The organism is Pseudomonas sp. (genome assembly GCF_035512415.1).
In the GTDB taxonomy this organism is placed as follows: Bacteria; Pseudomonadota; Gammaproteobacteria; order Pseudomonadales; family Pseudomonadaceae; genus Aquipseudomonas.
The window spans coordinates 317,545-344,249 of sequence record NZ_DATKDZ010000013.1; the positions used below are offsets into that span (position 1 = coordinate 317,545).

Genomic DNA, 26,705 nt, shown 5'->3' on the forward strand with positions numbered 1-26,705 from the left:
CGTGGTGGTTTCTGTGCAGGAAAGGCGCCGCTGATACCGCGCGGCAGGGTTCCTTGGGTGCCTATGCTGACGTGATTTCTGACCTGTGAGTCACGGTTTCGACCAAGGTAGGGCTTCGGTAAAACCCCACGGCTGCTATGGTTTCTCCAGCCTTTTGCCGGAGAACAATAATGCACAGCGTCAATCCCTATGAATACGGCATGCCGCGTGACGCGGCTAACTTCCAGGCGCTTAGCCCGCTGAGCTTTCTTGAGCGCGCCGCCAGCGTCTACCCGCAGCGCCTGGCGCTGATCAACGGCGGCCTGCGGCAGAACTGGGGCGACACCTACAGCCGCTGCATCCGCCTGGCTTCGGCCCTGGCCAAACGCGGTATCGGCCTGGGCGATACGGTGGCGGTGATCGCCCCCAACGGCCCGGCGATGTTCGAGGCGCACTTCGGCGTGCCGATGTGCGGCGCAGTCCTCAATGCCATCAACACCCGTCTGGATGCCGAAGCCATCGCCTTTATCCTGCAGCACGGCGAAGCCAAGGTGCTGCTGGTGGACAAGGAGTTCGGCGAGCTGGTGCAGCGCGCCACCAGCCATTTACCCAATCGCCCGCTGATCATAGGCATCGACGACCCGGAATATCAGGACGGCCAACTGATCGGCCAGTTCGATTACGAAACCCTGCTCGCCGAAGGCGATGCCGACTATGCCTGGCAGATGCCCGCCGACGAGTGGCAGGCGATCTCGCTCAACTACACCTCCGGCACCACCGGTAACCCCAAGGGCGTGGTCTACCACCACCGCGGCGCGCACCTCAATGCCCTGTCCAATGCCATGTGCTGGGACATGAGCCGCTTCCCGGTGTACCTCTGGACCCTGCCGATGTTCCACTGCAACGGCTGGTGCTTCCCCTGGGCCCTGGCCGCCTATGTCGGGGTCAATGTGTGCCTGCGCCATGTGCGCGCCGAGGCCATCTACCCGGCCATCGCCGAGCATGGCGTCGACCACTTCTGCGGCGCGCCCATCGTGCTGAATATGCTGGCCAATGCCGCCGCTGAGCTGAAGGCGCTAAAGACCCGCCCGGTCAAGGTACTGACCGCCGGTGCCGCGCCACCCGCGGCGGTGATCGAGGCCATGGAAGCACTGGAGTTCCGTGTTACCCACGTCTACGGCCTGACCGAAACCTACGGCCCCAGCGTGGCCTGTGAGTGGAAGAGCGAATGGGACAGCGAAACGCCGGAGCAGCGCGCCCGCCTCAAATCCCGTCAGGGCGTGCGTGCACCGCTGCTTGACGGCTTGATGGTGGCCGACCCGGATACCCTGCAGCCGGTGCCGAAAGACGGCCAGACCATCGGTGAAATCTTTATGCGCGGCAACGTGGTGATGAAGGGCTACCTGAAGAACCCTTCGGCCACCGCCGAAGCCTTTGCCGGCGGCTGGTTCCACTCCGGCGACCTGGCGGTGTGGCATGCCGACGGCTATGTCGAGATCAAGGACCGCAGCAAGGACATCATCATCTCCGGCGGTGAGAACATCTCCTCCATCGAGGTGGAAGATGTGCTGTATCGCCATCCGCAGATACTCGAAGCGGCGGTGGTGGCCATGGCCCACGACAAATGGGGCGAAACCCCCTGCGCCTTCGTCACCCCCAAGCCGGGCGTCGAGCTGACCGAGCAGGAGGTGATCGCCTTCTGCCAGCAGCGCATGGCGCGCTTCAAGGTGCCGGGTTGCGTGGTCTCTACCGCGCTGCCGAAAACCTCCACCGGCAAGGTGCAGAAGTTTGTCCTGCGCGAACAGGCCAAGGCTATCGCGGCCAGCGGCAAGGTGGCGTAGCTCTATCGCCCCCTCACCCTAACCCTCTTCCCACAGGGGCGAGGGGACTGATCAGCGTAAGCCGCAAAACGGGTACAGATGCAAAAAAAAGCCCGGCACTAAGGCCGGGCTGAAGGTGTGCGTTGCTACACACGGAGTTGGATCAGGTCATGCCGAGCCAGGTTGGCAGGGCCATGGACACGGCCGGCACGTAGGTGATGATCATCAGGAAGCTGAGCAGCAGCATCAGCCACGGCCAGGCGGCCTTGACCACTGCGGTGAGCGGCATACCGGTCACCGCCGAGGTGACGAACAGGTTGAGCCCTACCGGCGGCGTGATCAGCCCGATTTCCATGTTCACCACCATGATGATGCCCAGGTGGATCGGGTCGATGCCCAGCTGCACGGCAATCGGGAAGAGGATCGGTGCGAGGATCAGGATGATCGCCGACGGCTCCATAAAGGCACCGGCGATCAGCAGCACGATGTTCACCACCAGGAGGAACTGCCAAGGCTGCAGGCCCATCTCGATCACCATGGCGGTGATGGTCTGGGGAATCTGCTCGGTGGTCAGTACGTGGGCGAAGAGCATGGCGTTGGCGATGATGAACATCAGCATGATGGTCAGCTTGCCGGAGTCCAGCAGCACCTTGGGGCACTCGCGGATTGTCATGTCCTTGTACACGAACAGCGCCACGAAACCGGCGTACACCGCCGCTACAGCGGCTGCTTCGGTCGGGGTGAACATGCCCGAGTAGATGCCGCCGAGGATGATCACCATCAGCAGCAGGCCCCAGATCGCCTTGCGCGCGGTGCTCAGCAGCTGGCGCAGGCTGGCCCGTGGCATGGCCGGCAGGTTCATCTTCCGCGCGACGATATAGATCGCCACCATCAATGCCACACCCAGCAGCAGGCCCGGCACCACGCCGGCCATAAACAGCTTGCCGACCGACTGCTCGGTCGCTGCGGCGTACACCACCATCACGATCGACGGCGGAATCAGAATGCCCAGGGTACCGGCGTTACACACGATACCGGCACCGAAGGCCTGCGGATAACCGGAGCGCACCATGCCGGCGATGGCAATCGAGCCCACCGCAGCCACGGTGGCTGGCGAGGAGCCGGACAGCGCAGCAAACAGCATGCAGGCCATCACCGCGGAAATCGCCAGGCCGCCACGGATATGGCCGACGCAGGCGTTGGCGAAATCGATCAGGCGCTGGGCCACGCCGCCGGTGGTCATAAAGGCCCCGGACAGGAGGAAGAACGGGATCGCCAGCAGGGTGTAGTGCTCGCTGGTTTCAAACAGCTTGATCGCCAGCGAACGGACCGAGTCCGGGCTGAACAGCATGATGGTTACCGAGCCGGCCAGGCCGAGGGAAACGGCAATCGGCACGCCGATAAACATCAGCAGGAACAGCAGGAAGAAGAGGAACAGGATGGTCATGGCTTGTGCTCCTCGTGTTCGGTCAGTTTCATCGCTTCGGCCGCTTCATCGGCCAGGCCGAGGCCGGTCTGCTGATTGCGCAGGATGCGGATGAAGACTTCCAGAAAACGGATAAAGACCATGGCGTAGCCGAACGGCACGATCAGGGTGATATGCCATTGCATGATGCCGTAGTGGCCGAGGTCTTCAGCCCCGATACCGGCGGTGAACAGGGTGCGCATCCAGTCGAAGCTGGCCACGCTGATCAAGCCGGCGTAGCCCAGGCAGGCCAGGCAGGCGATCAGGCCGATAACCCGTTGTACCGGTTTGCTGGCCAGTTTCACCAGGGCGTCGACGCCGATATGCCCGGCGGTGCGCACACCGTAGGCCAGGCCGAAAAAGATCAACCAGGCGAAAAGCGCCTTGGTCAGGGCAATGCTCCAGGTCATTGCCTGGGCCATGCCGAGAATGCTGTCGCCAATGGCGAATAACATCTCACTGCCGCCTTCCCAGCGATCTGCCAGGTTATAGAACAGCGTGTAGAGGTTGTTGAGGATCACGTAGACGAAGGTCACCAGCGTCATGGCGGCCAGCAGGAAAGCGATAAAGCCTTCCTCGAAGTGGTCCCAGACGCGCCGCAAGGCGTTCATCGATAGAGTCTCCAGTGGTTAAGAGCGGCGTACCCGGGCAGACCGCAAGGCCTGCCTGGGTATTCAGCCAGTGGCGCAGCAGCAAGGCTGCGCTGTGGTTGGGCTCAGGCCGCAGCCTGCTCCGCCTTACTGGTTGGCAGCGTCGGCAGCCTTGATCAGGTCGGCACCGATTTCGGCTTCGAACTTGCTCCAGACCGGCTTCATGGCGTCGCGCCATTCATTACGCTGCTCAGGGGTCAGGGTGATGATTTCGCTGGTTTTGGCTTCGATGATGCGCTGCTTGTCGCCTTCGTTGAGGGCGTCAGCCTGCTTGTTCACTTCGGCGGTCACTTCCACGACGATCTTGTCCAGCTCGCTGCGTACATCGGCAGGCAGGCTGTTCCAGAACTTGGTGTTGGTGATCAGCATGTAGTCCAGAACACCGTGGTTGGATTCGGTGATGAACTTCTGCACTTCATGCATTTTCTGGCTGTAGATGTTCGAGTAGGGGTTCTCGGCACCGTTTACAACGCCAGTCTGCAGGCCCTGGTAAACCTCGGCGAAGCTCATTTTGCGCGGGTTGGCTTTGACGGCCTTGAACTGCTCTTCCAGTACGGCGGAAGCCTGTACGCGGAACTTCAGGCCACGGGCGTCTTTCGGCTCACGCAGTGCCTTGTTGGCCGACAGCTGCTTGAGGCCGTTGTGCCAGTAGGCTAGGCCGGTGATGTTCTTGTCTTCCATGGATTTCAGCAGGGACTGACCTTCAGGGCTCTGCTGGAAGCGGTCGACAGCGGCCATGTCCTGGAACAGGAACGGCAGGTCGAATACCTGGATCTGCTTGGTGTACTGCTCGAACTTGGCCAGGGACGGGGCGATCAGCTGCACGTCACCGAGCAACAGCGCTTCCATTTCCTTGCCGTCACCGAACAGTGAGGAGTTGGAGTACACCTCGACCTTGACCTTGTCGCCCAGACGCTCTTCGGCGAGCTTCTTGAACAGTGCGGCACCTTGGCCTTTAGGGGTGTGGTCGGCCACAACGTGGGAGAACTTGATCACGATCGGGTCGGCGGCCTGGGCCATGCCGGCGATGCTCAGCGACAGGGCGCAAGCCAGCGCCTTGGCAGTCAGTTTGAACATGGAGTGCTTCCTCTTGTTTTGCTTATTTTGTTTTGAGTGGCGCGTGATGCGCGTACCGCTGTAGAACGGGCGAACAAGAGCAAGTCTAGGCGGCCTGCCGAAAAATGACGGGCGTTGGCAGCGATTGCCTGAACTTGTATTTGTTGGATCGCCTGCAAGAGGTAGAGCAACCACCATGCCAGCCTGTGCTGGCGTAGCGAAATTGCTTGCTCAGTGGTGCGCTGCGCGGCTCTAGGGCGCGCCTTGGCCGTATTGGCCTGGATGGTGACGGCACAGGCTGGGGCGTGCGGCCGCCCGCAGGCGGCGCGTTATTCGGGGTTTGTGGCGGAAAGCCGCCAGTTAGCGGCTGTGCTCTGGCGAGCTTCCGCCAGTTTCGGCGAAGCTCAGGCCGTGCTTGCGCAATTTGTCGTGCAGGGTCTTGCGCGGCACGCCGAGGGCCTCGGCCAGGCTGCGCAGGGAACTGTGCGAGCGGCTCAGTTCGGCGCAGATCAGGCTGCGTTCGAAGGCTTCCACCTGGGCGCTGAGGTTGCCGGCGAGCTCTTCCGCCGAGGGTGACGACTCGCCCTGGGCCTGCAGCTCGACATCCAGGTCCAGATCCAGGCCCAGGGCAAAGCGTTCGGCGGCGTTCTGCAGTTCGCGCACATTGCCCGGCCAGGGGTGGCGCAGCAGGGCCGCGCTTTGCGTAGCCTGCAGGTTGCGTTCAGGCAGGCCGTGGCGGCTGCTGGCGGCGGTGGCGAAGTGCTGGAACAGCAGCAGGGCATCTTCGCCGCGCTCGCGTAGCGGCGGGATGCGCAGCGGCGCGACGTTCAGGCGGTAATACAGGTCGGCGCGAAAGCGGCCCTGGTCAGCGGCCTGGCGCAGGTCTTCCTTGGTGGCGGCGATCACGCGGATATCCAGGGGGATCAGCTGGTTGCCGCCGAGGCGTTCGACCACCCGCTCCTGCAACAGACGCAGCAGCTTGACCTGCACCTCCAGGCTCATGCTTTCGATTTCATCGAGAAACAGGGTGCCGCCGTTGGCGAATTCGAACTTGCCGATGCGGCGCTTCTGCGCCCCGGTAAAGGCTCCGGGCTCGTGGCCGAACAGCTCGCTTTCCACCACCGACTCGGCCAGAGCTCCGGCGTTAATGGCGACGAAGGGGCCGTCGCGGCGGCTCGATAGGTCGTGCAGGGCACGCGCCACCACCTCCTTGCCGGCCCCGGTCTCGCCGAGGATCAGCACGTCGCTGTTGATCCCGGCCAGGGCCCCGATCTGCTCGCGCAGACGCAGCATGGCCGGCGACTGGCCGACCAGGCGCGCGGACAGGGTGTTGCGGTCGGTCAGGGCCAGACGCAGGCTGCGGTTGTCCAGCACCAGGCGGCGCAGGGCCAGGGCGCGGCGCACGCTGTCGAGCAGGTCCTCGCTGGCAAAGGGTTTCTCGAGAAAGTCATAGGCCCCGGCGCGCATGGCCTGCACCGCCAGGGGCACATCGCCGTGGCCGGTGATCAGCAGTACCGGCAGCTCAGGGTCCTGCTGCTGCAATTGCTCCAGCAGTTGCAGGCCGTCGATGCCGGGCATACGGATATCGCTGACCACCACCCCCGGCCAGTCGCGCTCGATGACCCCGGCGACGCCACGGGCATCGCCCAGGCTGGTGACCTGCAGGCCGGCCAGGTCGAGGGTCTGGCTGAGGGCCTGGCGCAGGTGCGGGTCGTCGTCAATCAGCAGCACCTGGGTGCGTGGGTCTAGGCGGGTCATAACGCAAGGTCCTCGGGCGACTGGGTATTGACACCCTGGGCGGCAGCGCGCAGACGCAGGGTCAGCACGGCTCCACCCTCGGCGTGGTTGGCGAACAGCAGTTCGCCGCCGAGGGCGCGCATCAGGGTATCGCAAATGGCCAGACCAAGGCCCAGGCCCTGGGCGCTGGTCTTGGTCGTAAAGAAGGGTTCGCGGGCGCGTTGCAGCGCATCGGCGGAAAAGCCCGGGCCGTTGTCGCGCAGGTGCAAATCGATGCCCTCGGCATGGCGCTCGGCGCTCAGCCAGATGCGCCGCGGGTGGGGCACTTCGCTCAAGGCATCGAGGGCATTGGCCAGCAGGTTGCCGAGCACCTGGCGCAAACGGGTTTCCCCGGCCTGGACCCACAGGGTGGCATCCGGCAGGTCGCGGATCAGCTCCACCTCCATGCCTCTCCGACGTTTGGCCAGCAGCGCCAGGGCATCGTCGATGGCCGGCTGCAGGGCCACGCTTTCCGGGGCGTGGCGGTCGCGCCGGGCGAAGGCGCGCAAGTGGGCGATGATCGAGGCCATGCGTTCGGTCAGCTGGCTGATCAGCTTGAGGTTGGCGCGCACGTCCTCGTTGCGCTGGTGGTCGAGCAGCACGCCGGCGTTGTCGGCATAGCTGCGAATCGCCGCCAGGGGCTGGTTGAGTTCATGGCTGATGCTCGCGCTCATGGTGCCTAGGGCCGAAAGCTTGCTGGCCTGAACCAGTTCGTCCTGGGCCTGGACCAGCTCCTGCTGAGCCTGTTCGCGCTCCAGCACCTCCTGCTTGAGGCGGCTGTTAAGCAGCTCCAGATCGTGGGTGCGTTCCAGCACCCTTAGCTCAAGCTGCTGGCGGGCGCGGGCATCCAGGGCGATGCGCTCGAGGTAGTGGCGGCGGCGTTGCATCAGCAGGCCGAGCAGCAACAGCAACAGCAACAGCAGGCCGCCACCGGCGACCAGGGCGGTGCGCACCGGGCGGTCGAGCAGGCTGCGCGGAGCCAGGATGCTCACCGTCCAGCCGGTTTCCGTCAGCTCGCGGTCCTGGCGGATCCAGCTCTGGGCATCGAGCTGCAGAGGCACCGGTGCCTGGGTCGGGTAGGGCAGGTTGGCGGCAATCGCCGTGCGCTCGGCGGCGTCCAGCGGGCGGCTGGCGGTAAAGCGCCACTGGCTGTTGGAGGTGAGGATCACCACGCCATTGGCATCGGTCACCAGTAGCTGTTCCGGGGTGTTGCCCCACAGGGTTTCGGTGTGGTCGAGGTCGACCTTGACCACCAGTGCGCCAAGGTTCTGCGTGCCTTCGCGCACGGCGGCAGCGAAGTAGTAACCGCGTTTGCCCGAGGTGGTGCCGAGGCCGAAGAAGCGCCCTGGGCGGCCGGCGATGGCCTCGCGGAAATAGGGGCGGAAGGCGAAGTTGCGGTCGACGAAGGAGTCGGCCTGGTCCCAGTTGGAGGCCGCCAGGGTCTTGCCGTCGGGGTCCATCAGGTAGATCACATCGGCCCCGGTCTGCGCACGCACCTGGTCGAGCAGGCGGTTGGCCTTGTCGCGGGCGCTGCTCGCCGTGGGTTGCTGCAGGGCCAGGCGCAGGTCCGGCAGGTCGCCAAGAATCGCCGGCAGCACTTCGTAGCGGCGCAGGGTGCCGAGCAGGTTGGCCACGTAGAGGTCGAGGGTCTGGCGGTTCTGCTCGATCAGCACGCCGCTGTAATAACGCTCGGCCAGTTGCTGCAGGGGCCACAGCAGCGGGGCCAGCAGCAGCGTCAGCAGAATCAGGCTGCGCCAGCGGGGCCGACGGGGATGGGGAAGCGCGGTGGGCATGCGGGTTACTCGTGCTCAGGACTATTTAGCGTGGCTCTTATGCAATAACCGGGCAAGTCTGCCGATATGGTTAATACTGTAGAAGTATGGCTGCCCCTGGAAACTCAGGGTAACGCTTAGTTGCGCCCGCATGGACAGCTTGCGCTGATTGGTCCGTGGAGATACCCAGATGCTGGCTCAAATAAGCGTTCGTGCACGTCTGTTGTTGTTGGCTGTGGTGCCGCTACTGGTGCTGGTGGTGGTGATCGGCATGGCGCTGAGCAATGCCAGCCGCCTCAATCACAGTTTCGAAGAACTCTTCCGTGACCGCATGCAGCCGATCAGCCAGATCAAACTGGTGTCGGATGCCTATGCGGTGGCCATGGTCGATGCCTTGCATAAGTACCGCGCCGGGGTGTTTGACGAGGCCAGGCTGCGCAAGGAATTCGGTGACGCGCGGCAGGTCGGCGACAAGGCCTGGAACGACTATATAGGCACCCGCCTGACCCAGGAGGAGGCCTCCCGGGTCGAGCGCACCAAACCCCATCTGCAGCGGGTGCAGCAACTGGCCGAGCAGTACCTGGGGCAGATCGCCAGCGGCGAGTTGCGCGCGGCCGAGGCCGGCAGCTTCAACCGTACTCTGTACGACACCTTCGACCCTCTGGGCGGCGAACTCAGCGGCCTGATCAGCCTGCAGCTGAGCGAAGGGGAAAAGCTCGGCGCGCAGACCGCCGCGCAGTATCAGTCGATGAAAACCAGCTTTATGGTTATCGGTGGTTTGGCGCTGGTACTGGTATTGATCGCTGCGCTGCTGATCAGCCTGTCGATCATCCGGCCGCTGTCCGGGTTGCGCACGCTGATCAGCGAAGTGCAGCAATCCTCCAACCTGACCCTGCGCGCCGATGTCAGTGGTCGCGACGAGGTGTCGGATACCGCGCGGGCCTTCAACGCCCTGCTGGAGAGCCAGCAGGCGCTGATCCGCCATTTGATCGATACGGCCACCCAACTGGCCGCGGCCTCCGAGGAAATGAGCGCGATCAGCACCCAGGTCAGCCAGGCCGCCACGGCCCAGGGCGACCAGACCAGTATGGTCGCCACCGCCGTGCACCAGATGAGCGTGGCGGTGCAGGAGGTGGCGCGCAATGCCCAGTCCACCGCCAGCAATGCCGCCGATGCCAACCTGGAAGCGCGCCAGGGCAGCGAGCTGGTGCAGTCCAACCTCAAGTCGATTCAGGGCCTGTCCGCCTCGGTGGAAAAGGCCGGCGAGGTGATCGACACCCTGCACAGCCAGAGCGACGAAATCAGCAAGGTGCTGGGGGTGATTCAGAGCATTGCCGAGCAGACCAACCTGCTGGCGCTGAATGCCGCCATTGAGGCGGCCCGGGCCGGCGAGGCTGGGCGCGGTTTTGCCGTGGTGGCCGACGAGGTGCGCAGCCTGGCGAGCAATACGCAGAAAGCCACCGAGTCGATTCGCGGCATGATCGATGCCCTGCAGGGCGGCGCGCGCAGTGCGGTCAGCGCCATGCAACTGTCCCGCGAGCAGGCGCAGAACAGCGTTAGCCATGCCCGCGAGGCCGGCGAGGTGCTTAACCATATCGCCCATGCCATCGAAGGCATTGCCGATGGCAATGTGCAGATATCCACGGCCACCGAAGAACAGACGGCGGTGGCCGCCGAAATCAGCCAGAACATCAGCAGCCTTAACGACAGCATCGGCGAGGTGGTCAACGGTGCCGAGCAAAGCTCGGTGGCCAGCCGAGATCTGGCACAGCTTGCCGTTGGGCTGCAGCAGCAGATTCAGCGCTTTAAGGCCTGATCGGCTGGGGCGACGGCCATAGGGCGCTTGGATAAACACCCCGGTTAAGGGCGTGCATCAGTCGATGTCCTGCCGGGACCATCCTGGCTGGAGTTGAATCGAGCTCCTAATACCGCAATCGGAAGATGTGTGGAGCCGTGTAAGAGAAGTCACGCCCCAATGCCATAAACGAAAAAGGCCCACCTTGCGGTGAGCCTGAGTCGTTGTTGCGTATGGTGCCGGCACCAGGAACAAAACCAGCCCCCTCTAGATCACTAAAAACAAGAATAACCATTGTTTTAAATCGCCAAAGGGTACTCAAATAGGTACTTGTATCATTGTCGCTTTAGTCATGAAGCCCTCAGCGATGGGCGCGTTGAAATCTTCCCCGGCTTCACCAGTCTTTGGTGTGCTGCGCGCGCTGATGCACGACCCTGAGAATCTGAATTTCGTTATGCTCAAGCCGGTAGGGGGCGATGAACGGATAGCGGGTTATGACTACCTCACGAACACCGGGCTTAAGCGAAGGCCGCCCCATCCCGACAAAAGTCTCGAGGTGCTCTAGCTGCTCCAGAATGCGAATGACTATGGCATCCGCTTCTGACTCCCCCACGATGGGCGCGTAGTGGCTATGGATGTCTTCCAGGTCATTCTGCGCTGGATCGGTTATTGCGACTCTCGGCACGGCTCACCCACTTAGCCTTGACGGCTGCCAGATCAGTAAGTTTGCCCGCGTCCGCTGCTTCAATCCCAACCTCAATCGCCTGCAGGTGCCACGACTCGGCCTCAAGGTAACGGGCCATAGCACGCTTTACATGGTACAGACGATCACGATCGGTAGCCTCGGCCAGCTTGTCCAGCTGGGAAATGATTTCTTCTTCAAGGCGAAACGACAGAACAGGCGAAGCCATATTAGCACCCTCCGGTTACACTGTAAACTTTGTATACTCTGTATACTTTTGCAATTGCAGTATACGTTTAAGCATAAACAATTCAATAAATAATTGAATAAATGTACGCCTCCGGATGCATACGTGCGGTTGTGCTGCTGGTGAAGGTGTGGTTGCGATTGATTGCACGGCCTGATGACCTTTGGGTAGCCGCTTCAAGCGGCCTATGCACGAAGCCCTCCACTCACAGCCTCAGAGTGTTCATCCTGTCCACCCCTACCAGGTCGAGCTGAAAGGAGAGTGGCCAGTCAAATTGGACACATTGCGCACTGGGAACATCCATCACCGCGAGCCCCCACTGACACACCAAGCACTCCCATCGATACCCCAAAAAAACTACCCATCCATACCCACCGTACGCCCCTTAAGAATCCCAGGAGCACGGTGAGTACATGAGGACGCCGAGCACGCGAGGACGCAGAGCACACGAAATAATTATAAATTCATGTTTTATAAGGATTATTTCTAAAAAAATGCGCGATATGGTGCGAACTCAATAACTTCAAATACGCTTGAATGTGTTAGCACACATGCATCAGATGGCCATATCACATGGTGAGATCTGCTCAATAGACGGCAAATACTAATCATTGTGCCGCCTAGCTTGCTCGCCGAGACTAGCCCCAACAGAAACGACAACGACTTACCAAGCAGGGAAACATCATGGCGAATGGAAAGCAGTCCTCGGCAAAGCGCATGAAAATGGCAGAGCGTGCACAACAGCTGATGGACATCCACTTCACAGGTATCACTGCCCCATGGGTATGGCATCGCAAGACCAACGACGGATACATCACGATCCCACGAACGCTGCCGATCGCCATGCAAGCCATCGATATGCAGTCGAAAGGCCAGCCGGCTGGACACACCTTGCTATGCCTATGGGCACGCTCTCCTGACCACCCGATGATCACCATCGAGAACCCTTCGACGTTTGCCGCCGAGGCTGGATTTCTCGGTGAAAGGGCTGTTGATACTTGGCGCAGGCGGATGAAAAAGCTGCGTGAGCTGAACTTCATTATGACGAAGCCCGGGGCATCTGGCGACTTCCACTATGTTCTGCTTATGAACCCCAACGCAGCACTTGAGTGGATGAAAGACTCTGGTCGCATCCAGGATGTCGTGTATGGACGCTTCATTGACCGATTGATCGAAGTAGGAGCCTTCGGCGAGGTCGAGTTCGTTAGAGCCTCCTTTGAGGCTCAGCGCGCAGCGCAGGTAACAGCGGCAGCGGCAACCGCCGCACCAAAACCAACAACCACACCACCGGCCGAAGCCAAATCATAAGGGGAGGTCAAAATGCTAAACATAAGGAGAACGCGTGGGTGCCTGATGCGAGCTTGCTCATCCGGCGCCCCTGAAAAAGAAGGCCCATGACTAGACTAGCCTGTGATGTCTTAACCTAGTCAGGGCCGTGGCAAGCGTTACTTACAGGCTGCTGAGTTAGGCCGCGAACCAAGCTCAGCGACCGTAGTGTAGCAACGAAGGAGACCCGCTTATAAAGCCGGTCTCCTTTCTTTTCATCAGAAGCGCTGCACAGCCTGCTAGGTGCGCAACCGATTTATCCGGATCACCAGATCGCCGCTACGATCTGACAGCGACTCAACCTCTTCGAATATCGATTCCGTCAGGGTTTCTAGATCCTCGATGGAGACAGCCAGATCCGTGGGGAACAAGTGGCATGCCTCAGCGGTTAGATCGCTCAGTGCATCACTGTATATATCGGTTATAGCTTCCATGCTGGCCCGAATTTTCTTTGCTTCCTCGGCAACCTGAATCAGCAGAAAGGTCAGCTCGGTCTTTTTATCGCCACTGCGCTGAGCGGCTTCGATAATCAACCTGACTTTCTCGCCCTCGCTGATGGTCTTTTTTGTCCAAACACTCATCCCCTGAATATTCAATCCGCCCTGCTGCTCAGCATAAGCGAGCCGATGCAACGCACAACGGAGCCATCGGTGTCCTATCGATCTTTTTGGCCAGATCTCGATAAGGCCCTGTAGAGAGTCGAACGATGCACGCCCATGAGATCTGCCACCTCGGAAACTGCGCGCTCCTCGTGATCGATCAGTTGCTTGGCGTGATCGAGCTGCGCCGGTGATAGGGTAGGGCGAGGGCCAAACTGGACACCTCTCGCCTTGGCTGCCTCTCGACCTGTACGGGTACGATCCAGGATCAAGCTTCGCTCGAATTCGGCAATACCTGCGAACACCGTCATGACCATGCGGCCGGCCGGTGAGGTGGTATCCGCCCATGGTTCAGCCAGACTGCGCAGACCAGCGCCACAGTTACGAATCCGCTCTGCAACATCCAGGAGGTCCCGCGTACTGCGCGCCAGGCGATCCAACCTGGTGACAGTGACCACATCACCAGGGCGAAGGTGATCGAGCATCCTTTCCAGCTCCGGGCGCGCTCGGCTGGCACCAGAAACCTTTTCAGCAAATAGCTTGTTGCAGCCTGCGGCTCGCAGGTGATCACGCTGCAGGGTTAAATCCTGATCATCAGTGCTCACACGGGCATAGCCGAGCATGAGACCACCGGGTATGAGATCGAGAGTGCCGGGGTCGTTGTCGTCGCGCATGATTGGTCGTCGCAGGTTATGGTCGCGGCATCATGCCATTGCGCGACAGACAAATGCGACAGGTCATCACCAGCGAAACCAGGGTGATTGTTTCAGTCGCATAAATTAGGACTAACGCGACAACACGCGCACAGAAAAAGCGGGGGCTGCAATTTATGTTGGAATGGTGCTTGCGCTTATACGCTCATTGAGCGCATTTTTAATGCATGTCGGCACGCTCCGACACAGCACCAAAATCCACCTAGGAGCGAATCATGGACACGCAGCACACCGAATTTTTCCCCGGCCTGTCTGGCAAACCTGGGATGACCAGCTGTCGTGGGTGGCAATCCCCCCAGGGAATTGGACTGATCCTGCCCTATAGCCTCGTTTCAGTAGAGGCCGAACAAAACAGATATTCGAGGACCTCTCAGTTGTGGCGTGATGCGGATGGTGATTATTGGATGATTAATTACTGTGACGCTCAATGTGAGTGGTCTGCGTGCAACATGGGTCAGGATTTTGAGAATGCTAAAACTAATTTGCTCTCTGCCAGGGCACACGAGATTCGGCTCCGTACTCCCGTGGCATTTAGGGTATTGGCAGCATCAGAGGGGGCGACCCTTGAGGAAATTTGGCACGAAGTAAAACGAGAGTCTGATTACATTGAGGAGGAACGTTTTTTTTGTGGGAGCCGTGGGGATGAAGATCTTTACTGCGATATCCAATTTAGGGACGGCTCATGTCTACGGGTCCTGCATCCAACCAGCATTAAAAATAGTGAGACCAAATTAATTGAGGCGTTTTCGTCGAGTATCTGTTGATGGCGGCTGTACCTGATCCAGCAGAAATTCTAGCTGCACGTAGGGCAGCTGGATTGTCTCAAACATCCGCCGCTGCACTGGTTCACAGCGGCCTGAGGACTTGGCAGCAATGGGAATCAGGTGATCGGCGCATGCACCCTGGCCTGTGGGAGCTGTTCCGATTGAAAGTCGAAACAGCTTCTATACATCCAACACACCCACCTGAACCAGTAGGCCGAGCACGGCAACACTTAGCCCCAACAACTCGATAACCAAAACAACGATTTCTGTATTTCGCATTGCGAAAACCTCCTGCGGATAGACATGCCTATCGTGCTGTCACGACTACCGGGCATTTGGCAGAGGTTTCCCATTTTTCCAAAACCCTACAGGGGGTCAGCGTCACAGATGCACCCTGGCTATTTCGCAGTGCGAAATGAAAAGCCCAGCTGGATGGCTGGGCTTTAGGTCTTCTGGATGGGCTGTTGATTCGATCCTATGGCTGTCTATTCCAAGTACTAATAGACCCCCAGCCCTTGCAGCTATCACTGATGCACTCCAGTCCGCGCTCATCTGCCGCATAGGAATACACATACGTTTTTCCGTCTTTCTTGCTGGTAAAGACCACCTGGCCGCGCTTGTGGTCTGCGTCGAAGTCCAATCTCGACATAACCCTATTTTGAGCAGTATTTACGTACTGCACGCTTGCGCTGCGACCTTCAACTTCCAACACAGCCACTGTGAAAATCCCAGTTTTAGACACATATGTGCCGCTGAAATCATCGCTGCAACCAGCAAGAGCCGTCATCAGACCGCACACCATCACTACACGGTTAAAGCTCATAGATCGTCCCTTTAATAGTCATTTAGTACGCCTAGCGGCCGCACGGCCAGCGCTTTTCACAGGTGCATGAATCCAGAAAAATGCATCCGCACAGGCAGAAAGCCTAAGTCCGTATTCACCGTGTTTCCAAAACCAGTCCAAGGCATAGGCCAGATTCCCGCTGCAATCAGCCCACAGTGGCAACAGTGCATCCGAGACCTCAACCACCTGCATCCTGATTCGACCTGGTGAAAGCAGCTGCAGATCGACGGTGATCGTCTTGTCCCGGATCAGGACAGCACTGCCCAACACGCTTTTTAAGGGCTCTAAATCTAAGTCGAGAGCCATTCCAGCGCGCAGGTTACAAGCGAGCTTTCGCTCAAACACATTCTTCGTCAGCACCCATGCATCGAGCTGAGAAAATGGTGCATCCGGCTCCTGGAGATACCGTATGTCTCCATCAAACTCATAACTCATAGCTCACCTGTGTTCATGCTTCGCAGGATCACTATTCGCTGACGATCACCAGCTCCTTGAAGCGCATTGACGCGCGCCGCGATCAACTCCGCCTCGATGAAGGTTTCAATACGTGGATGGGTAAGCGGGAGCGGTGTCGAAAAGCCCTGGGCAATAGCAACCAATGACGGGCTTTCGCCTCGATCGGCGGCCACGTGGGCAATAGCCCCCAACTGACTAAGCTGCTCATCTAGGTCGTGCACGACCTCTGCTGGTATGTGTATCTGATTGAACATACAAACTCTCCTGATAAGAGGTGAGCCTGTATGGTCAGGGCAGTTCGTGCGTGTCAGAGGCCTCAGAGCAAAAAGGGTAAAAGCTCGGTTCCTAGGTAGCCCCCTGTTGACGCCCCCATAAACAACTGGGCCGGCCAAAGAAGCGCTGGGCGGTAACCGGCCAGGCCTTTACACAGAAACAATGAGGTCGCGAGCAGCAGTAAAAACGACACCATCTGAGCACTCACCAGGATGTCGGTAAGTCCGCTACAAGCGTTCGCCCTGGTAAAGAAAGCGCCTCCCGCCGTTGCAGCAAAAACGAATAGCGAAACCGCAACAGCCACGAATCGCCAAGGCTTAAAGCTCATCCCAGCGATATTGATCCGATCTTTCATAAACCACCTCCTACGAATGGAGGTGATAGTTTTCTGGCAGACCTGGTGTGTCACAACCGGTCGGATGGCTCACATTCATCACAGACCACATCGAAAGGCGCTCCAGATAGGAGGTCGAAGTAATCACGCGCGAGCCCTTCTCCAATCACGACTCCACAAGCCGTACATTTCACGACGCTCGTCCTATCACCAGCCCCACGCAACCACCCAGAGCAGTAGCTGAGGTGATCAATAACCTCACCAGGAACAGGCAAGAGTTCGCCTCCTAAAAAGCCGGCCTCATAGCCAATTGATTCACTGCCCTGGTGTAGCCAAACAGAGACTTTCCTATAGCCAGACGCCTCCATTCGCTGTTTGAAGCGCGCTTGCCGGACAGCAGCTTTACTCCGATTCTTCTGGGTTGCGTCTGTCATCACTCGTTCCAGCTGGTAGATGCCGCAACTATACAGGCGCAGAAAAAACCAGAAGCGTTAGCGCTAACGATTTATATGCTAACATCGTGCTAGGCAGGGGGTTGTCCAACGAAGGCAACTGGTGATGAGGAGGATGCTCACACAGTGAGTACACCGCATCACATGCCTTCCCCATTCAAGAACGGCCACTCCCCATGATTGGGATTGGCGTCAGCCAGTTCAGGAAATGTCTCCTCCAGGTCGGCTCGATCCCCTAGCGCTATAGCTGTCATGATCGCGCAGCGAAGCTCGCGTCGAGCTGATTTAGACAGCACCGCAAACAGCGCCCTGACCCCCTCCGCTGGGCGATCAGAAACCGTCTCGTCCTCCCAGCCCACTGGCCTAATCGGCTTATTCGACATTCTTGTTCTTCCTGTTATCTGCGGGCTGCACTGTCCCGACCCTGACAGCCCGAGCAGGTACTAAATTAATTCCCATTGCTTTCGCAGCTGAGCGAGTTCCACTTGAATTGCTCGTGCCCGTACCTGGGCTCGATGCAAGTGGCGGGCGCGGTATAGCCCTGCTTGAACCACCCGAATTGCCGCTTTCGCCGCTGCCTGACTGCCCTCTACCTCCAGCAGTCTTGGCCGCTCCCCCCATCTGCCCCAAGCGCCCGATGAGCGCAAAAGTCCCCGCAACCTTTGCAACCACTGCGGCCGCGTCGGTCGTTGTAGAAACTCCACCTCGTGCACTCCCTGCCAGACCGGAAACACTAACGCCGGTCAGGTGGCCAGCGATCCAGGTCGTTACGATAAGCAATACCGAGGAGAGCGCCCCAAGAGCACCACGAAGACCATCGTAATCAGCACCGGTGCCGGTCCAACCGCTGGCGGCAGCGGCTTGGCTGATCGATATACCAGCAAGGGCAATGGAGGCTGCAACTGAGATTGCATGAGCAAAGATGAGAGATAACAGAGGGAACATCAGCAAAGAGAACCAACTGATGAGTACCTCCATGCCCCGCACAGAGATGAGAAGTAGCGCGAACGGGGCACTCAAAATAACCAACCAGCTAAGACCAGCCAATCCCATTACATAGAAGGGCAGCAGGACCTGCAGCTCAAGCCAGCTCGTCCAATTCTTAAGCATCTGAAAAGCGGCCATTACGCCGGCCGCAGTACCCGCATTACCACCGCTTACCTCACCAGTTTGACTGAACGAACGACTTAAAAAGCGCTGCCATGAAGCAGTCGAACTTATAAATCCGCTATCCGCACTGACACTCTGCCCACCAGAAGCCTTTCCTCCCGTAGCCTCAAGAGCTTTATAGGCTTGTTCCGCAGCATGCTGCGCGACCTGGTAAGCCTCCACGCAGCTTCTCGGGGTAAAGCTGATCGACGGCCTATTCGGGTCCGAGTGACTAACATTCGTCTTTGCACCTGGAGGGCCATCGGCAACAGCGAGGTAGCTAGGGGTTGCATCTTTTTTGCCAGAGAATTGGGCCTCCCAATACGACTGCGTAGGTAACACATAGGCCGCCGAGCCTCCAAATCCCTGTCCAGCCTCCTCCAGCAGTTTTAGACCAGCCTCGCGACGGCTTTTGATCGAGGCCAGGTCGTTGGCGCTGCTGATTGCATCACTCAGGGGTGACAGGGTCATACGGTTCATAAAGCCTTCGAGCCAATCTCCGTCGTAACCGGAGCCCCAAACATCCCAGAACCCAGAAGCCACAGATTTTATCTGAGCCACCCTCGTGATCGCTTCCTCTGGAATCCCCAAACCGCCACCACCGAGCAGGCCAATAGCGTGATAGGCCTCCATCGTCGCTGCATGCTCGGGACCGGCATTCGAGGTACGCGAGGGTGCGCAGTGTTCGTTGTAATCGCGGATCAGCCGAGCAAGATCACTATCCCCATAGAATGAGGCGCTCCGCTCAATGGCGTCATCGACTGCACTTTGGGCAGGCAGGATCGTTCCCGCTGTCCCTGTGTGCTCACTCATTACCCTGTTCAGGCCACTGCTGAAAATGCCGTGAATGTTTAGGACTAAAGTTAGTGGCTTTGCCTGGATCTCAAGCATTTGGATAGGAGCTCGACCTGGCGCTGAAAACTCTGCAGGCTGCATACCAAAAATGATCCAAGCAAATATCAACGCACCACCCGTCGCTCCTTCTATAAGCCCGACATCAGCACTACGGAGCAGTACCATGATTAGCCAGAGTATCGTGAAGCTCGTAATAAGAGCCGCCGTGTTTGCATTAATCGATTGCATCACTGGCTCAGCAACGATGAGCAACGTCAGCAAGGCGTCGCCCCACACCGAAAACAGCCAACCAAAACCCGCATAATCCTCAGCCGGCATAGTCAGGCCTCCAGGCTATCTGGAGTTGGGATGATCCAGTACAGCAGTGCTGTCCCAATAAGCAGCCCTGGTAGGAATCCGAACGTGCCCAGGATGATCAGGCCCCAGCTCGCGGCCTGACCACACACCAGGCAAACGGCCCAGAACGCGAACCAACGCCGGCGAGTCATCGCCGCTTTGATGATTACGCTCATTTGGCTAACCACGCTGGAATCCAGGCCATCGGGTGATAAGCGGCCATAAATGCGAGCCGGTGCTCGTCCAATATTTGGTGTGCATGCTCGTCAAGTCGCCACTCGCCATCGCAAAGCCTGTAACCGAAGAGCTGCGTGTTACCCCTCTCAACCAAATAGCATTGGATGCGTTCACGCCCAGCGAGCTTTGCCTTCTCAACGAAATGGTCGACGGCCTGGCGGCTAAAAACGATGCACGCGACTGGGTCGGTGTCGGAGTCGCATCCATGCTGGACCGCTACGAAAACTTGATCCGCATCTATCAGGTCAGCACTGATCAACGCCAGGGCCTGATCGAACAGATCGAGCAGCCCGCCCTTGAGGAAGTATTCGCTGAGGCTGCGCTTGCGGTTGTAGAGGCTGAACGGTCCCCGGCGCGGCGGTTGGTAGTGCATATGTGTCTCCTGTTTTTTGGGGACACTACGTGCTCTGACAACGCCCTGCATCCGGTTGGGGTGGTAATTCCGTGCACCCCACACAATCGTTATCGCTAACGAAAACAGGCAAGCGTAAGCGAGGCCGAATTTTCGTTAGCGATAACGAGCCTGGGCGAAAGCGCAGGGCTGTGGTTTTGACCTGGATCTGGCCTTTGATCTGGCTTGTGCACTCTCTTTTTTAGCGCAGCTAAATAAAGAGAGTGCACGCAGAGCACGGTGCCCGAAGGGCACCTCGTACACAAAACCCACTATTTTCGAGAATCTGCGGCACCTCACTATTTTCTGAGGTCGAGTGTGGAAAATGATTTGGGCAGGTGAACAAAGTTTTTTTCTGCACGACTGATGAGCCGGTTTACGGCGAAACCCAGCGGGATTGGGTCTCGTGCTAATGAGTTGTTTTTTCGTCTGGAACAACCGCCCTGGTAAGCCAATCCACGAACTTCGTGAAGCGGTCACAGGGTCACCAACCAGCCAACTGAATTCAGTTGGTTGGCTACAGATCGAGGGGCGTATGCATCAACGGCCCTCGGCCCGTTGCTGCATTTCATCAACGGGTACGGCAATGGTGCCGAACCCGAACATTGGATCTGATGATCGGGAGGTAGTAGTGGAGATCGAGCAACGAAATGAAGCGCGCAGCGCTTTCCGCCCTAGGTGTTATCTGCAAGCGGAGGCAGTCGGTGATGGGGGATGCTTACGGCATTTGTCACACCTGAAAACATCGCACAGCGTCTGGGATGGTGGCAGTTCTAGAGCGCACGCTGTGTAAATGAGAGGTAACGCATTAGACCTGGTGATGTTGCAGCCTGGTAGTGATCGAGTGGTGCTTGAGCATGCTCGCCCCTCTATCCAGCCACTCTGCAATTAAGCCTCGTTAATGATGCACACCAGCCCAACAGGCTGGCCGGAACCGCCTCGCGGTTGTCCGCCCCCCATGGGTGCTTTTAGATGCGGGAAACCGTGTTTATGGGCAGCAAAATCGCTTTCAAGTACGCCAGAACGCGCACGTAACAAAATCACTCAATAGAATCATTACGGGTTAAGGCAATGGCAGGGTGGAAGGGGTCGCTGGCTCAGGTTCTAAAAGAGCACAACGGAATCAAAGCCACTGACAGAACAGTGGCCTCGTTTGAGACCCAGGAAAAGCGGTCCAGCGTCCTTTTCGCCGCATTTACCGATCTGCGTTCAATGGGCTACAGGCTCGATGATGTGAAACAGCTAAAGGGGCGTCATGTCGAGGCACTGGGTAAGCACTGGGTAGAGAAAGGATTATCTGCATCGACCCTCCAGAACAATCTGTCGACGCTGCGCACCTTCTCGCAATGGATCGGCAAGGAGGGAATGGTCGAGGGGGCAGCGAAGTATTTCCAGAATGGCGAAGCCTCTCGTACCTCGATCAATACCGAAGATAAATCCTGGTCGGCACGAGGCGTGAATTTTGAAGCGAAGCTGGCCGAGCTTCGAGCCCTTGATGAACGCATCGCACTACAGGTCGAGCTGCAGGCGACCTTTGGCCTGCGGGTCAAGGAAAGCGTCATGCTCCGACCACACCTGGCAGACAAGGGCTCTTATCTGGCCGTGGGGATTGGCACAAAGGGCGGTCGAGATCGGACAGTGCCAATTGATACTGAACAGAAACGAGAGCTGCTGGACCGAGCCAAAGCCCTTACCAATAGCCGGACTGCGAGCACCGCAGATCCAGGCCTCTCACTCAAACAGGCACTGAGTCGCTACAGTCGCGTCATTAGAAACGCTGGCATTACCAAGGCATCAACCGGGGTAACGTCTCACGGCCTGCGTCATAACTATGCCAATGATCGTTACGAACACTACGCCGGCACTGATTCCCCAGTGCGCGGCGGCTCGCTCGCCGAGATCGATCGCGAACGTGATCGAGCAGCGCGCCTTGAGGTGAGTGAAGAACTCGGTCACTCCCGAGAGTCGGTATCCACGTACTACCTGGGCCGGTGAATACGGGATAACAGGGCAAAAGCCCCCAACTGCACCTGTCCGCCACCAACCGAGCACCGAAGCCGCACCGAGGCCGCCTTACATGAACCCGGTGCGCACCCTAAAAGCACCCTAAACGCCGCATACAGCACCGTGAATATTGGGCTAGATCAGGCCGAAAGCACCCAAGCTGCACTCTACGTGCACCCACCTCGCCCGGAAAAGCACTCATTGAGCACCATGCTTTCGAGGCGGGTTAGGCCCCAATTGCACGCCCTGCGTCGGGATTCAGCCGCTTGAGCCCGGCAGGATCGAAGGCGGCCTTTGCTTTAGTCAGATTGAAGTCAGTCTGCAGCCCCATCCACATTTCAGGGGTTCCCCCCAGGACGTAGCTAATGCGCATAGCCATCTCACTGGTGAGGTCGGCTTTTTCGTTTACGACGCGACTGACGCTGGAAACATTGACACCCATTGCATCGGCCAAAGCGCTCAGGCTCAGCTGGAGGGGATCAATGTAGCGACGGCGGATGATCCCACCAGGATGGCGACTGATCATTGTGTACCTCTCTTTTCTTGCGTTTTGCGCAAAGCGCAAAACTAGAGACAAAAATAAACCTGCTTGACAGCAGGTTACCTTTCGTGATTAAATCCGAAATTGGTGTGTCGATTCGGTAACGAAAGGAGTTTTATTCAATCAGCAGGTCGAATTCTAGTCAATGCTTACTCACTACGTCAAGCCCTTTGAACGCTAGTTAAGTACCGCCGACGAGCGGGGCAGATGAGACCAAATCCTTAGAAGCCAGTCGATCACCTCTGTCAACTTAACAGCGAGGTAATCGAATGCTGACGAAAAAGAGCTTCAAAAAATGTAAGGCCCTCTGGCTTCTCTATGAGGGTGACGCGTCCAAAATCAAGGCCGACCATGTGGAGGCCGTTGAGGACATTCTGGCGATGATGAGGGCGGGCTCCACCCTTGCAGATGTCGATCTGCCGGGATACAGGCTCCACCCGTGGCATGGAACCGCTAAGAAGAAGGCGAAGATTTGGTCGCTGGACGTAAGTGGCAACGTCCGTGTCCTGTTCTCGCTGGATGAGGACACCGGGTTGTTTTACGACCTGGATTACGGGAACTTCAAATAGCACCATACCCTAGGCCGTTCACGGCCTAGGGCCAACCTATGCCCGCGGCTGATGGTCACCGACCATCAGCCGCGGTCTTATTCCCCCGCAGCTCTACCTCTTTCAATCAAACGCCCCTCCAGCTCGTGCAACATGCGCTCAATCCGCCCGAGATATTCGCGCACATGCACAACCTCCTGCCTCAGAGCCAAAACTCCTGGGTGCGCCGTCGGATCGAGCTGAGCCAACGTCGGCACTTCTCTGACGGAGATTTCGCGCAATTTCAGCTCCTGGTCATCGATTCCGACCACAGAGAAATAATGTTCGACCTTCTGCCAGGCACTGGTATTCGCGTCCTCAAGCTGGGCACCAATGCCGATGCAGGAACCCACAACCAGACTACTGACATCAAACTCACGGCCTTCTCTATCCCGCTCCAGAAACGCCGCCTTGGTAGTCTCATCAATGTTCCATGTGCGGCAGACGAGCGCAGCCCAGGGGCGCTTCTGGCCCTCTTGATAGACCGGATTCCTCACATATCCGTCTACCAGGTGCAGGCTCAGGATGTTCCCCTCGACTGTCGTTTGATCCACGCTCATGACCTGCCCCCGCACTTAGTAGCCTATTCAACTCGCCTTGAAGCCGTTCTGACCGCTGGCAATGCACCAACCCTGGATTGATTGCACGATCCCCCTAGCAGACGTATCAGCACCTGGTTCTGGGTAGAAAATCAGATCCGAGCCTCCGGCTCCAGCTGCCAAGCTATTGAGATGGGCAATCAAGTCGTTCTGCCACTCCTCGCTTCCCTCGCAATCCTTGATCGCTTGAATCACCATCGTAAATTCGGCCTCGGTGTAGTCGGCCAGCGAACTTTTGAGCTCCATCAATTGGCTCCTTTATGAATATCTATGTGATGCCGAGGCGTAGTAACTCCAAGGTTGTCTACGTCATAAACCGCCCCGCCCTCAGCTACTGGTTCAACATGGTGGAGCTCGTAGGAAATCCGCTTTCCTACCTGGTCGGCCACGCGAGCTGCAGGCGCTAACCCCTTACCGATCCGCTTGATATTGTCCGGGTTAAATTGGCTGCTTAGCTGAGAGTCGGTGCCTACGGCCTGCCAAAAAGCCTTGCGGAAATCGTCGAAACTGGAGAATTCCTGGCCACGTAATCGGTCGGCGATCTGTGTCGGAATAGGGGCACCAAGCTCTCTGCTCGCGCCGGCCAGCCAGATCCCGGTTACATCTTGGCCCTGGCCAGTGACAACCCCAGGTTGATTGCGAACACTGAGCACCACATAGATCGGCGGAATATCAGTGGCCGGAAACCAGATTATGGCGTCCTGGTAGTCAGGCGGATGTACCGGGTTAACCAGAGCCTTGTTGGACTGCTCAGTGGGCGGATAAACCCACACCGACGGCAATTTCGGTGCACCCTCAAGCGCTGGAATACCCAACTCGTTAGGGTCAGCGGCCGGCGTCCAAATTACCTCGATCCCCTGCCCCAGGTCGGCCACAAATTGCTCGCCACGCGGGGTGGCTTTGATGACCTGGGCATTCTCCCACTCCGGGTTGCGGCCCGTGTAAAAGCCATAGGCGTTGATTGTGTCCGCTGACATCTGCTGGACATGGACGCGAACCCGCGTGCGCCCCAGACTTAGGCCGTGGTACTGCTCTTTGGTGTAGAACGCGCTATCCGCCGACATGCTGTTGTTCGGCAGCAGCATGCCGATGGTGCCAACCACAGCACCTGCCGCCATCACAGCGGCACCTTCGAGAAGTCCCAGGGACAACGTACCGCCCAAACGGGTGGCTATGGTGGTTGCTGCGGTCGAACTACCTATCAGCTGTAGGGGCGTACCGCCCGCGCTGATTGCAGAACCGGTCCCCAAAACGGCCCATTCTCCATAGTCCTTCAGCTGCTCAAGCGGTACGAACCCACCAGGGTTGTTGTGATTGATCACGCCGTCCGGCAGGTTGCAAGATTTGGCAAACACACAACCGACTGGTTGAGCTTTTTCAGCAACCTGCTCTGGCTGTTTAGCCAGAACCAACGGGCGTTGGGGTTGCTTGTCAAAGTCGCCGTTGTAGGGTTCGATCACCGGCGCGGGCCGTTTGCCCCGGTCATTGGCTACATATCCGCTCATATTGGTCTCGTTCCTTCGATCAGTATCCAGCCGCGAATCCTAACCCAATCCAGACTTTTTCTGGTTTCTCGATGAAACGCGAGCGCCTGAGCTCTCGGTTTACAACGTCCTAGCCCGAGTTGCTGCAGGTTACGCATTACCTCGGACGCTAAACATTCGACAAAAAGCTAAAGATTAAAAATGATTAAAAACTGATTAGTGACTACGGCGAAAATCGCTGCAAAGCCGATCGATCCTGGGCTACAGACCGATATCGATGCCGCGCTTTAGGAGTGCTAGAACGGTATCTACAGGGGTGCCAGAACGGTATCGTCGGAGTGCTAGAACGGTAGCCGGGGGCGCTAGAACGGTATCGTCGGAGTGCTGGAACGGCATCAGAGCTTATTATCCAGGTGTCGCCGCTGTGATGGGCTGGGGGTAGTTTTGACTCGCACCAAGTCGCCCTCAATTGCATAGCTGAACGGCTGGCCTGCAGAATTGCTCGCTCGTTCCAAGGAATCCAGGGCTTTGATCAGATCTTTACTAAAGTCAACCAGGGAACTTGCTTGGCTGCCGCATAGTCGGTATAGAGTTTCGACTTTTAATCGAAAGGGGTTGGCATGGGAGGCGTAATAGCCATGCAACCATTTCGCAATTGGCTTTCCACGTAGCGCCTGACGAACTGACCAATCCACATCAGTGAACTGGTCGCTCTCAAATAGAGTAAGGAGCTTTGGGTTTAACCGAATGACATAACTCTTAGTACGATTTCCGTGGTCGCGGTAAACCTCATTAATCAGACTTCCCTCATACGAATAATCGCCTACTCGTAGCTGCAGTGCGGTTGCCTTCATTCTGCTAAGTTGCCCACTGAGAATTTTTCTATTTTTACCAGTATCAGTTTTGCCGAGTTCTTTCAGTAGTTGATAGGCTGTTATCCGGCACTCTGCACCGAGTTCCTGAGACCGCACCATGTGCAACACGGTCTCCCATACATCCAAATCAAGCTGATCAAGCATCACTCCTGTGTAAAGGATGCTGACTCCACCTTGCGCATGGATTTCAAGTCGCTCCACGTATGGACGCTCGCCTTTCCCCATTGCTCCAAATAGAGCTGAGCGAAGGGCCACGTTAGGTACGCGCCGAACAGAGTCAGACCAGTTCGGCAAGAGGCTACGAACTTGCTCGACCTCCATGCCTTGCGATTGCACAGCGGAACGTTTGTTGCGCTCTTCTAGCCGGGTAAAAATCCGGCTAGGAATTGGCATAATTGAAGACATCGTTAACGAGATGCGCTAATTTTTTCTGCAACCCAGGCATTCACGTGCTCGGCAGGCCATGCCACAGAATTCGCCCCGAGCGAAATACCAGCAGGGAACTCGCCAGCCCGAATCAGCCGATAGATTTGTGATTTGCTTAGCCCCACCATGGCACAGACACTAGGAAGGCGAAGCAATGCAGGCGAGATAGATTGAGCAGCCATCTGGACGGGTCTCCTTGGAACCGGATTGGATGGCTA

The 26,705-nt window shown here is 58.1% G+C and carries 27 protein-coding genes and 2 pseudogenes; 7 read left to right on the forward strand and 22 right to left on the reverse strand.

Translation table 11 applies throughout. From position 1 onward, the window contains the following. Positions 1-170: 170 nt before the first annotated feature. Positions 171-1,820 (forward strand): acyl-CoA synthetase, encoded by a 1,650-nt coding sequence (locus VMP31_RS07020; RefSeq protein ID WP_325505456.1) that lies wholly within the window; start codon positions 171-173, stop codon positions 1,818-1,820. Positions 1,821-1,962: 142 nt separating this feature from the next. On the opposite strand, the gene dctM is transcribed toward VMP31_RS07020, so the two are convergent. The 5 genes from dctM to VMP31_RS07045 form a co-directional block, all read right to left on the reverse strand. Beyond that, the gene (dctM, locus tag VMP31_RS07025) at positions 1,963-3,246 is read right to left on the reverse strand and encodes a C4-dicarboxylate TRAP transporter large permease protein DctM (protein WP_325505458.1); all 1,284 of its coding nucleotides are present in this window, start codon (positions 3,244-3,246) and stop codon (positions 1,963-1,965) included. Beyond that, a complete protein-coding gene (locus VMP31_RS07030; RefSeq protein ID WP_325505460.1) occupies positions 3,243-3,875 on the reverse strand; it encodes a TRAP transporter small permease in 633 nt (210 codons plus the stop codon). The genes dctM and VMP31_RS07030 overlap by 4 nt, the downstream gene beginning before the upstream one ends. A gap of 126 nt (positions 3,876-4,001) precedes the next feature. Beyond that, the gene (gene dctP / locus VMP31_RS07035; protein WP_325505462.1) at positions 4,002-4,991 is read right to left on the reverse strand and encodes a C4-dicarboxylate TRAP substrate-binding protein DctP; all 990 of its coding nucleotides are present in this window, start codon (positions 4,989-4,991) and stop codon (positions 4,002-4,004) included. 339 nt (positions 4,992-5,330) lie between these two features. Beyond that, on the reverse strand, positions 5,331-6,728 hold the full coding sequence (locus tag VMP31_RS07040; RefSeq protein WP_325505464.1) for a sigma-54 dependent transcriptional regulator: 1,398 nt from the start codon (positions 6,726-6,728) through the stop codon (positions 5,331-5,333). After that, positions 6,725-8,539 (reverse strand): sensor histidine kinase, encoded by a 1,815-nt coding sequence (locus VMP31_RS07045; RefSeq protein WP_325505466.1) that lies wholly within the window; start codon positions 8,537-8,539, stop codon positions 6,725-6,727. Before VMP31_RS07045 ends, VMP31_RS07040 begins: the two co-directional genes overlap by 4 nt. Positions 8,540-8,708: 169 nt before the next feature. Here VMP31_RS07045 and VMP31_RS23350 point away from each other — a divergent pair. Then, a pseudogene (locus VMP31_RS23350) lies at positions 8,709-9,470 on the forward strand (MCP four helix bundle domain-containing protein); the annotation flags it as partial. 273 nt (positions 9,471-9,743) lie between these two features. Then, positions 9,744-10,334: pseudogene (locus VMP31_RS23355) on the forward strand (methyl-accepting chemotaxis protein); the annotation flags it as partial. Positions 10,335-10,707: 373 nt separating this feature from the next. Here the strand turns inward: VMP31_RS23355 and VMP31_RS07055 are convergent. Together VMP31_RS07055 and VMP31_RS07060 are read right to left on the reverse strand one after the other, a co-directional pair. Continuing rightward, positions 10,708-10,998, reverse strand: a complete 291-nt coding sequence (locus tag VMP31_RS07055) for a type II toxin-antitoxin system RelE/ParE family toxin (RefSeq protein ID WP_325505470.1) — start codon at positions 10,996-10,998, stop codon at positions 10,708-10,710. Further along, positions 10,961-11,224, reverse strand: a complete 264-nt coding sequence (locus VMP31_RS07060; protein WP_325505472.1) for a CopG family ribbon-helix-helix protein — start codon at positions 11,222-11,224, stop codon at positions 10,961-10,963. Before VMP31_RS07060 ends, VMP31_RS07055 begins: the two co-directional genes overlap by 38 nt. A 702-nt stretch (positions 11,225-11,926) precedes the next feature. Between VMP31_RS07060 and VMP31_RS07065 the strand changes: the two genes are divergently transcribed. Beyond that, complete coding sequence (locus tag VMP31_RS07065; protein ID WP_325505474.1) at positions 11,927-12,550, forward strand: hypothetical protein; 624 nt, start codon at positions 11,927-11,929, stop codon at positions 12,548-12,550. 257 nt (positions 12,551-12,807) lie between these two features. On the opposite strand, the gene VMP31_RS07070 is transcribed toward VMP31_RS07065, so the two are convergent. Next, entirely contained in the window at positions 12,808-13,164 is a 357-nt protein-coding gene (locus VMP31_RS07070) for a hypothetical protein (RefSeq protein ID WP_325505476.1), read from the reverse strand. 59 nt (positions 13,165-13,223) lie between these two features. Further along, positions 13,224-13,841, reverse strand: coding sequence for a recombinase family protein (locus VMP31_RS07075; protein ID WP_325505478.1), 618 nt, complete (start codon positions 13,839-13,841; stop codon positions 13,224-13,226). Positions 13,842-14,095: 254 nt separating this feature from the next. Here VMP31_RS07075 and VMP31_RS07080 point away from each other — a divergent pair, with 254 nt between their 5' ends. Continuing rightward, positions 14,096-14,644: a hypothetical protein gene (locus VMP31_RS07080; RefSeq protein ID WP_325505480.1), complete on the forward strand. Its 549-nt coding sequence runs from the start codon at positions 14,096-14,098 to the stop codon at positions 14,642-14,644. 475 nt (positions 14,645-15,119) lie between these two features. Here VMP31_RS07080 and VMP31_RS07085 read toward each other — a convergent pair whose 3' ends face one another. The 7 genes from VMP31_RS07085 to VMP31_RS07115 form a co-directional block, all read right to left on the reverse strand. Then, on the reverse strand, positions 15,120-15,467 hold the full coding sequence (locus VMP31_RS07085; protein WP_325505482.1) for a hypothetical protein: 348 nt from the start codon (positions 15,465-15,467) through the stop codon (positions 15,120-15,122). An 18-nt stretch (positions 15,468-15,485) separates the two neighbouring features. Next, entirely contained in the window at positions 15,486-15,923 is a 438-nt protein-coding gene (locus VMP31_RS07090) for a hypothetical protein (protein WP_325505484.1), read from the reverse strand. Beyond that, positions 15,920-16,198, reverse strand: coding sequence for a hypothetical protein (locus VMP31_RS07095; protein ID WP_325505486.1), 279 nt, complete (start codon positions 16,196-16,198; stop codon positions 15,920-15,922). The genes VMP31_RS07090 and VMP31_RS07095 overlap by 4 nt, the downstream gene beginning before the upstream one ends. A 62-nt stretch (positions 16,199-16,260) precedes the next feature. Further along, positions 16,261-16,572, reverse strand: a complete 312-nt coding sequence (locus VMP31_RS07100) for a hypothetical protein (protein WP_325505488.1) — start codon at positions 16,570-16,572, stop codon at positions 16,261-16,263. An 803-nt stretch (positions 16,573-17,375) separates the two neighbouring features. Continuing rightward, positions 17,376-19,325, reverse strand: a complete 1,950-nt coding sequence (locus VMP31_RS07105; RefSeq protein ID WP_325505490.1) for a hypothetical protein — start codon at positions 19,323-19,325, stop codon at positions 17,376-17,378. Positions 19,326-19,327: 2 nt separating this feature from the next. Continuing rightward, positions 19,328-19,519, reverse strand: a complete 192-nt coding sequence (locus VMP31_RS07110) for a hypothetical protein (RefSeq protein WP_325505492.1) — start codon at positions 19,517-19,519, stop codon at positions 19,328-19,330. Next, a complete protein-coding gene (locus VMP31_RS07115) occupies positions 19,516-19,953 on the reverse strand; it encodes a hypothetical protein (RefSeq protein WP_325505494.1) in 438 nt (145 codons plus the stop codon). Before VMP31_RS07115 ends, VMP31_RS07110 begins: the two co-directional genes overlap by 4 nt. A 1,089-nt stretch (positions 19,954-21,042) precedes the next feature. Between VMP31_RS07115 and VMP31_RS07120 the strand changes: the two genes are divergently transcribed. Then, a complete protein-coding gene (locus VMP31_RS07120; protein WP_325505496.1) occupies positions 21,043-21,966 on the forward strand; it encodes a phage integrase N-terminal domain-containing protein in 924 nt (307 codons plus the stop codon). 235 nt (positions 21,967-22,201) lie between these two features. On the opposite strand, the gene VMP31_RS07125 is transcribed toward VMP31_RS07120, so the two are convergent. Continuing rightward, a complete protein-coding gene (locus tag VMP31_RS07125; protein WP_325505498.1) occupies positions 22,202-22,501 on the reverse strand; it encodes a HigA family addiction module antitoxin in 300 nt (99 codons plus the stop codon). 284 nt (positions 22,502-22,785) lie between these two features. Here VMP31_RS07125 and VMP31_RS07130 point away from each other — a divergent pair, with 284 nt between their 5' ends. Continuing rightward, positions 22,786-23,085, forward strand: coding sequence for a type II toxin-antitoxin system RelE/ParE family toxin (locus tag VMP31_RS07130; RefSeq protein WP_325505500.1), 300 nt, complete (start codon positions 22,786-22,788; stop codon positions 23,083-23,085). Between the two features lie 77 nt (positions 23,086-23,162). Here the strand turns inward: VMP31_RS07130 and VMP31_RS07135 are convergent, their stop codons facing one another. The 5 genes from VMP31_RS07135 to VMP31_RS07155 form a co-directional block, all read right to left on the reverse strand. After that, positions 23,163-23,663, reverse strand: coding sequence for a hypothetical protein (locus tag VMP31_RS07135; protein ID WP_325505501.1), 501 nt, complete (start codon positions 23,661-23,663; stop codon positions 23,163-23,165). A 27-nt stretch (positions 23,664-23,690) separates the two neighbouring features. Then, positions 23,691-23,948 carry a bacteriocin immunity protein gene (locus VMP31_RS07140; RefSeq protein ID WP_325505503.1) on the reverse strand — a complete coding sequence of 86 codons (258 nt, stop codon included), beginning with the start codon at positions 23,946-23,948 and terminating at the stop codon, positions 23,691-23,693. After that, positions 23,948-25,207, reverse strand: a complete 1,260-nt coding sequence (locus VMP31_RS07145) for an S-type pyocin domain-containing protein (RefSeq protein ID WP_325505505.1) — start codon at positions 25,205-25,207, stop codon at positions 23,948-23,950. The genes VMP31_RS07140 and VMP31_RS07145 overlap by 1 nt, the downstream gene beginning before the upstream one ends. Before the next feature lie 374 nt (positions 25,208-25,581). Beyond that, a complete protein-coding gene (gene trfA / locus VMP31_RS07150) occupies positions 25,582-26,454 on the reverse strand; it encodes a plasmid replication initiator TrfA (RefSeq protein WP_325505507.1) in 873 nt (290 codons plus the stop codon). Positions 26,455-26,468: 14 nt separating this feature from the next. After that, positions 26,469-26,669, reverse strand: a complete 201-nt coding sequence (locus VMP31_RS07155; RefSeq protein WP_325505509.1) for an AlpA family transcriptional regulator — start codon at positions 26,667-26,669, stop codon at positions 26,469-26,471. Positions 26,670-26,705 lie beyond the last annotated feature (36 nt).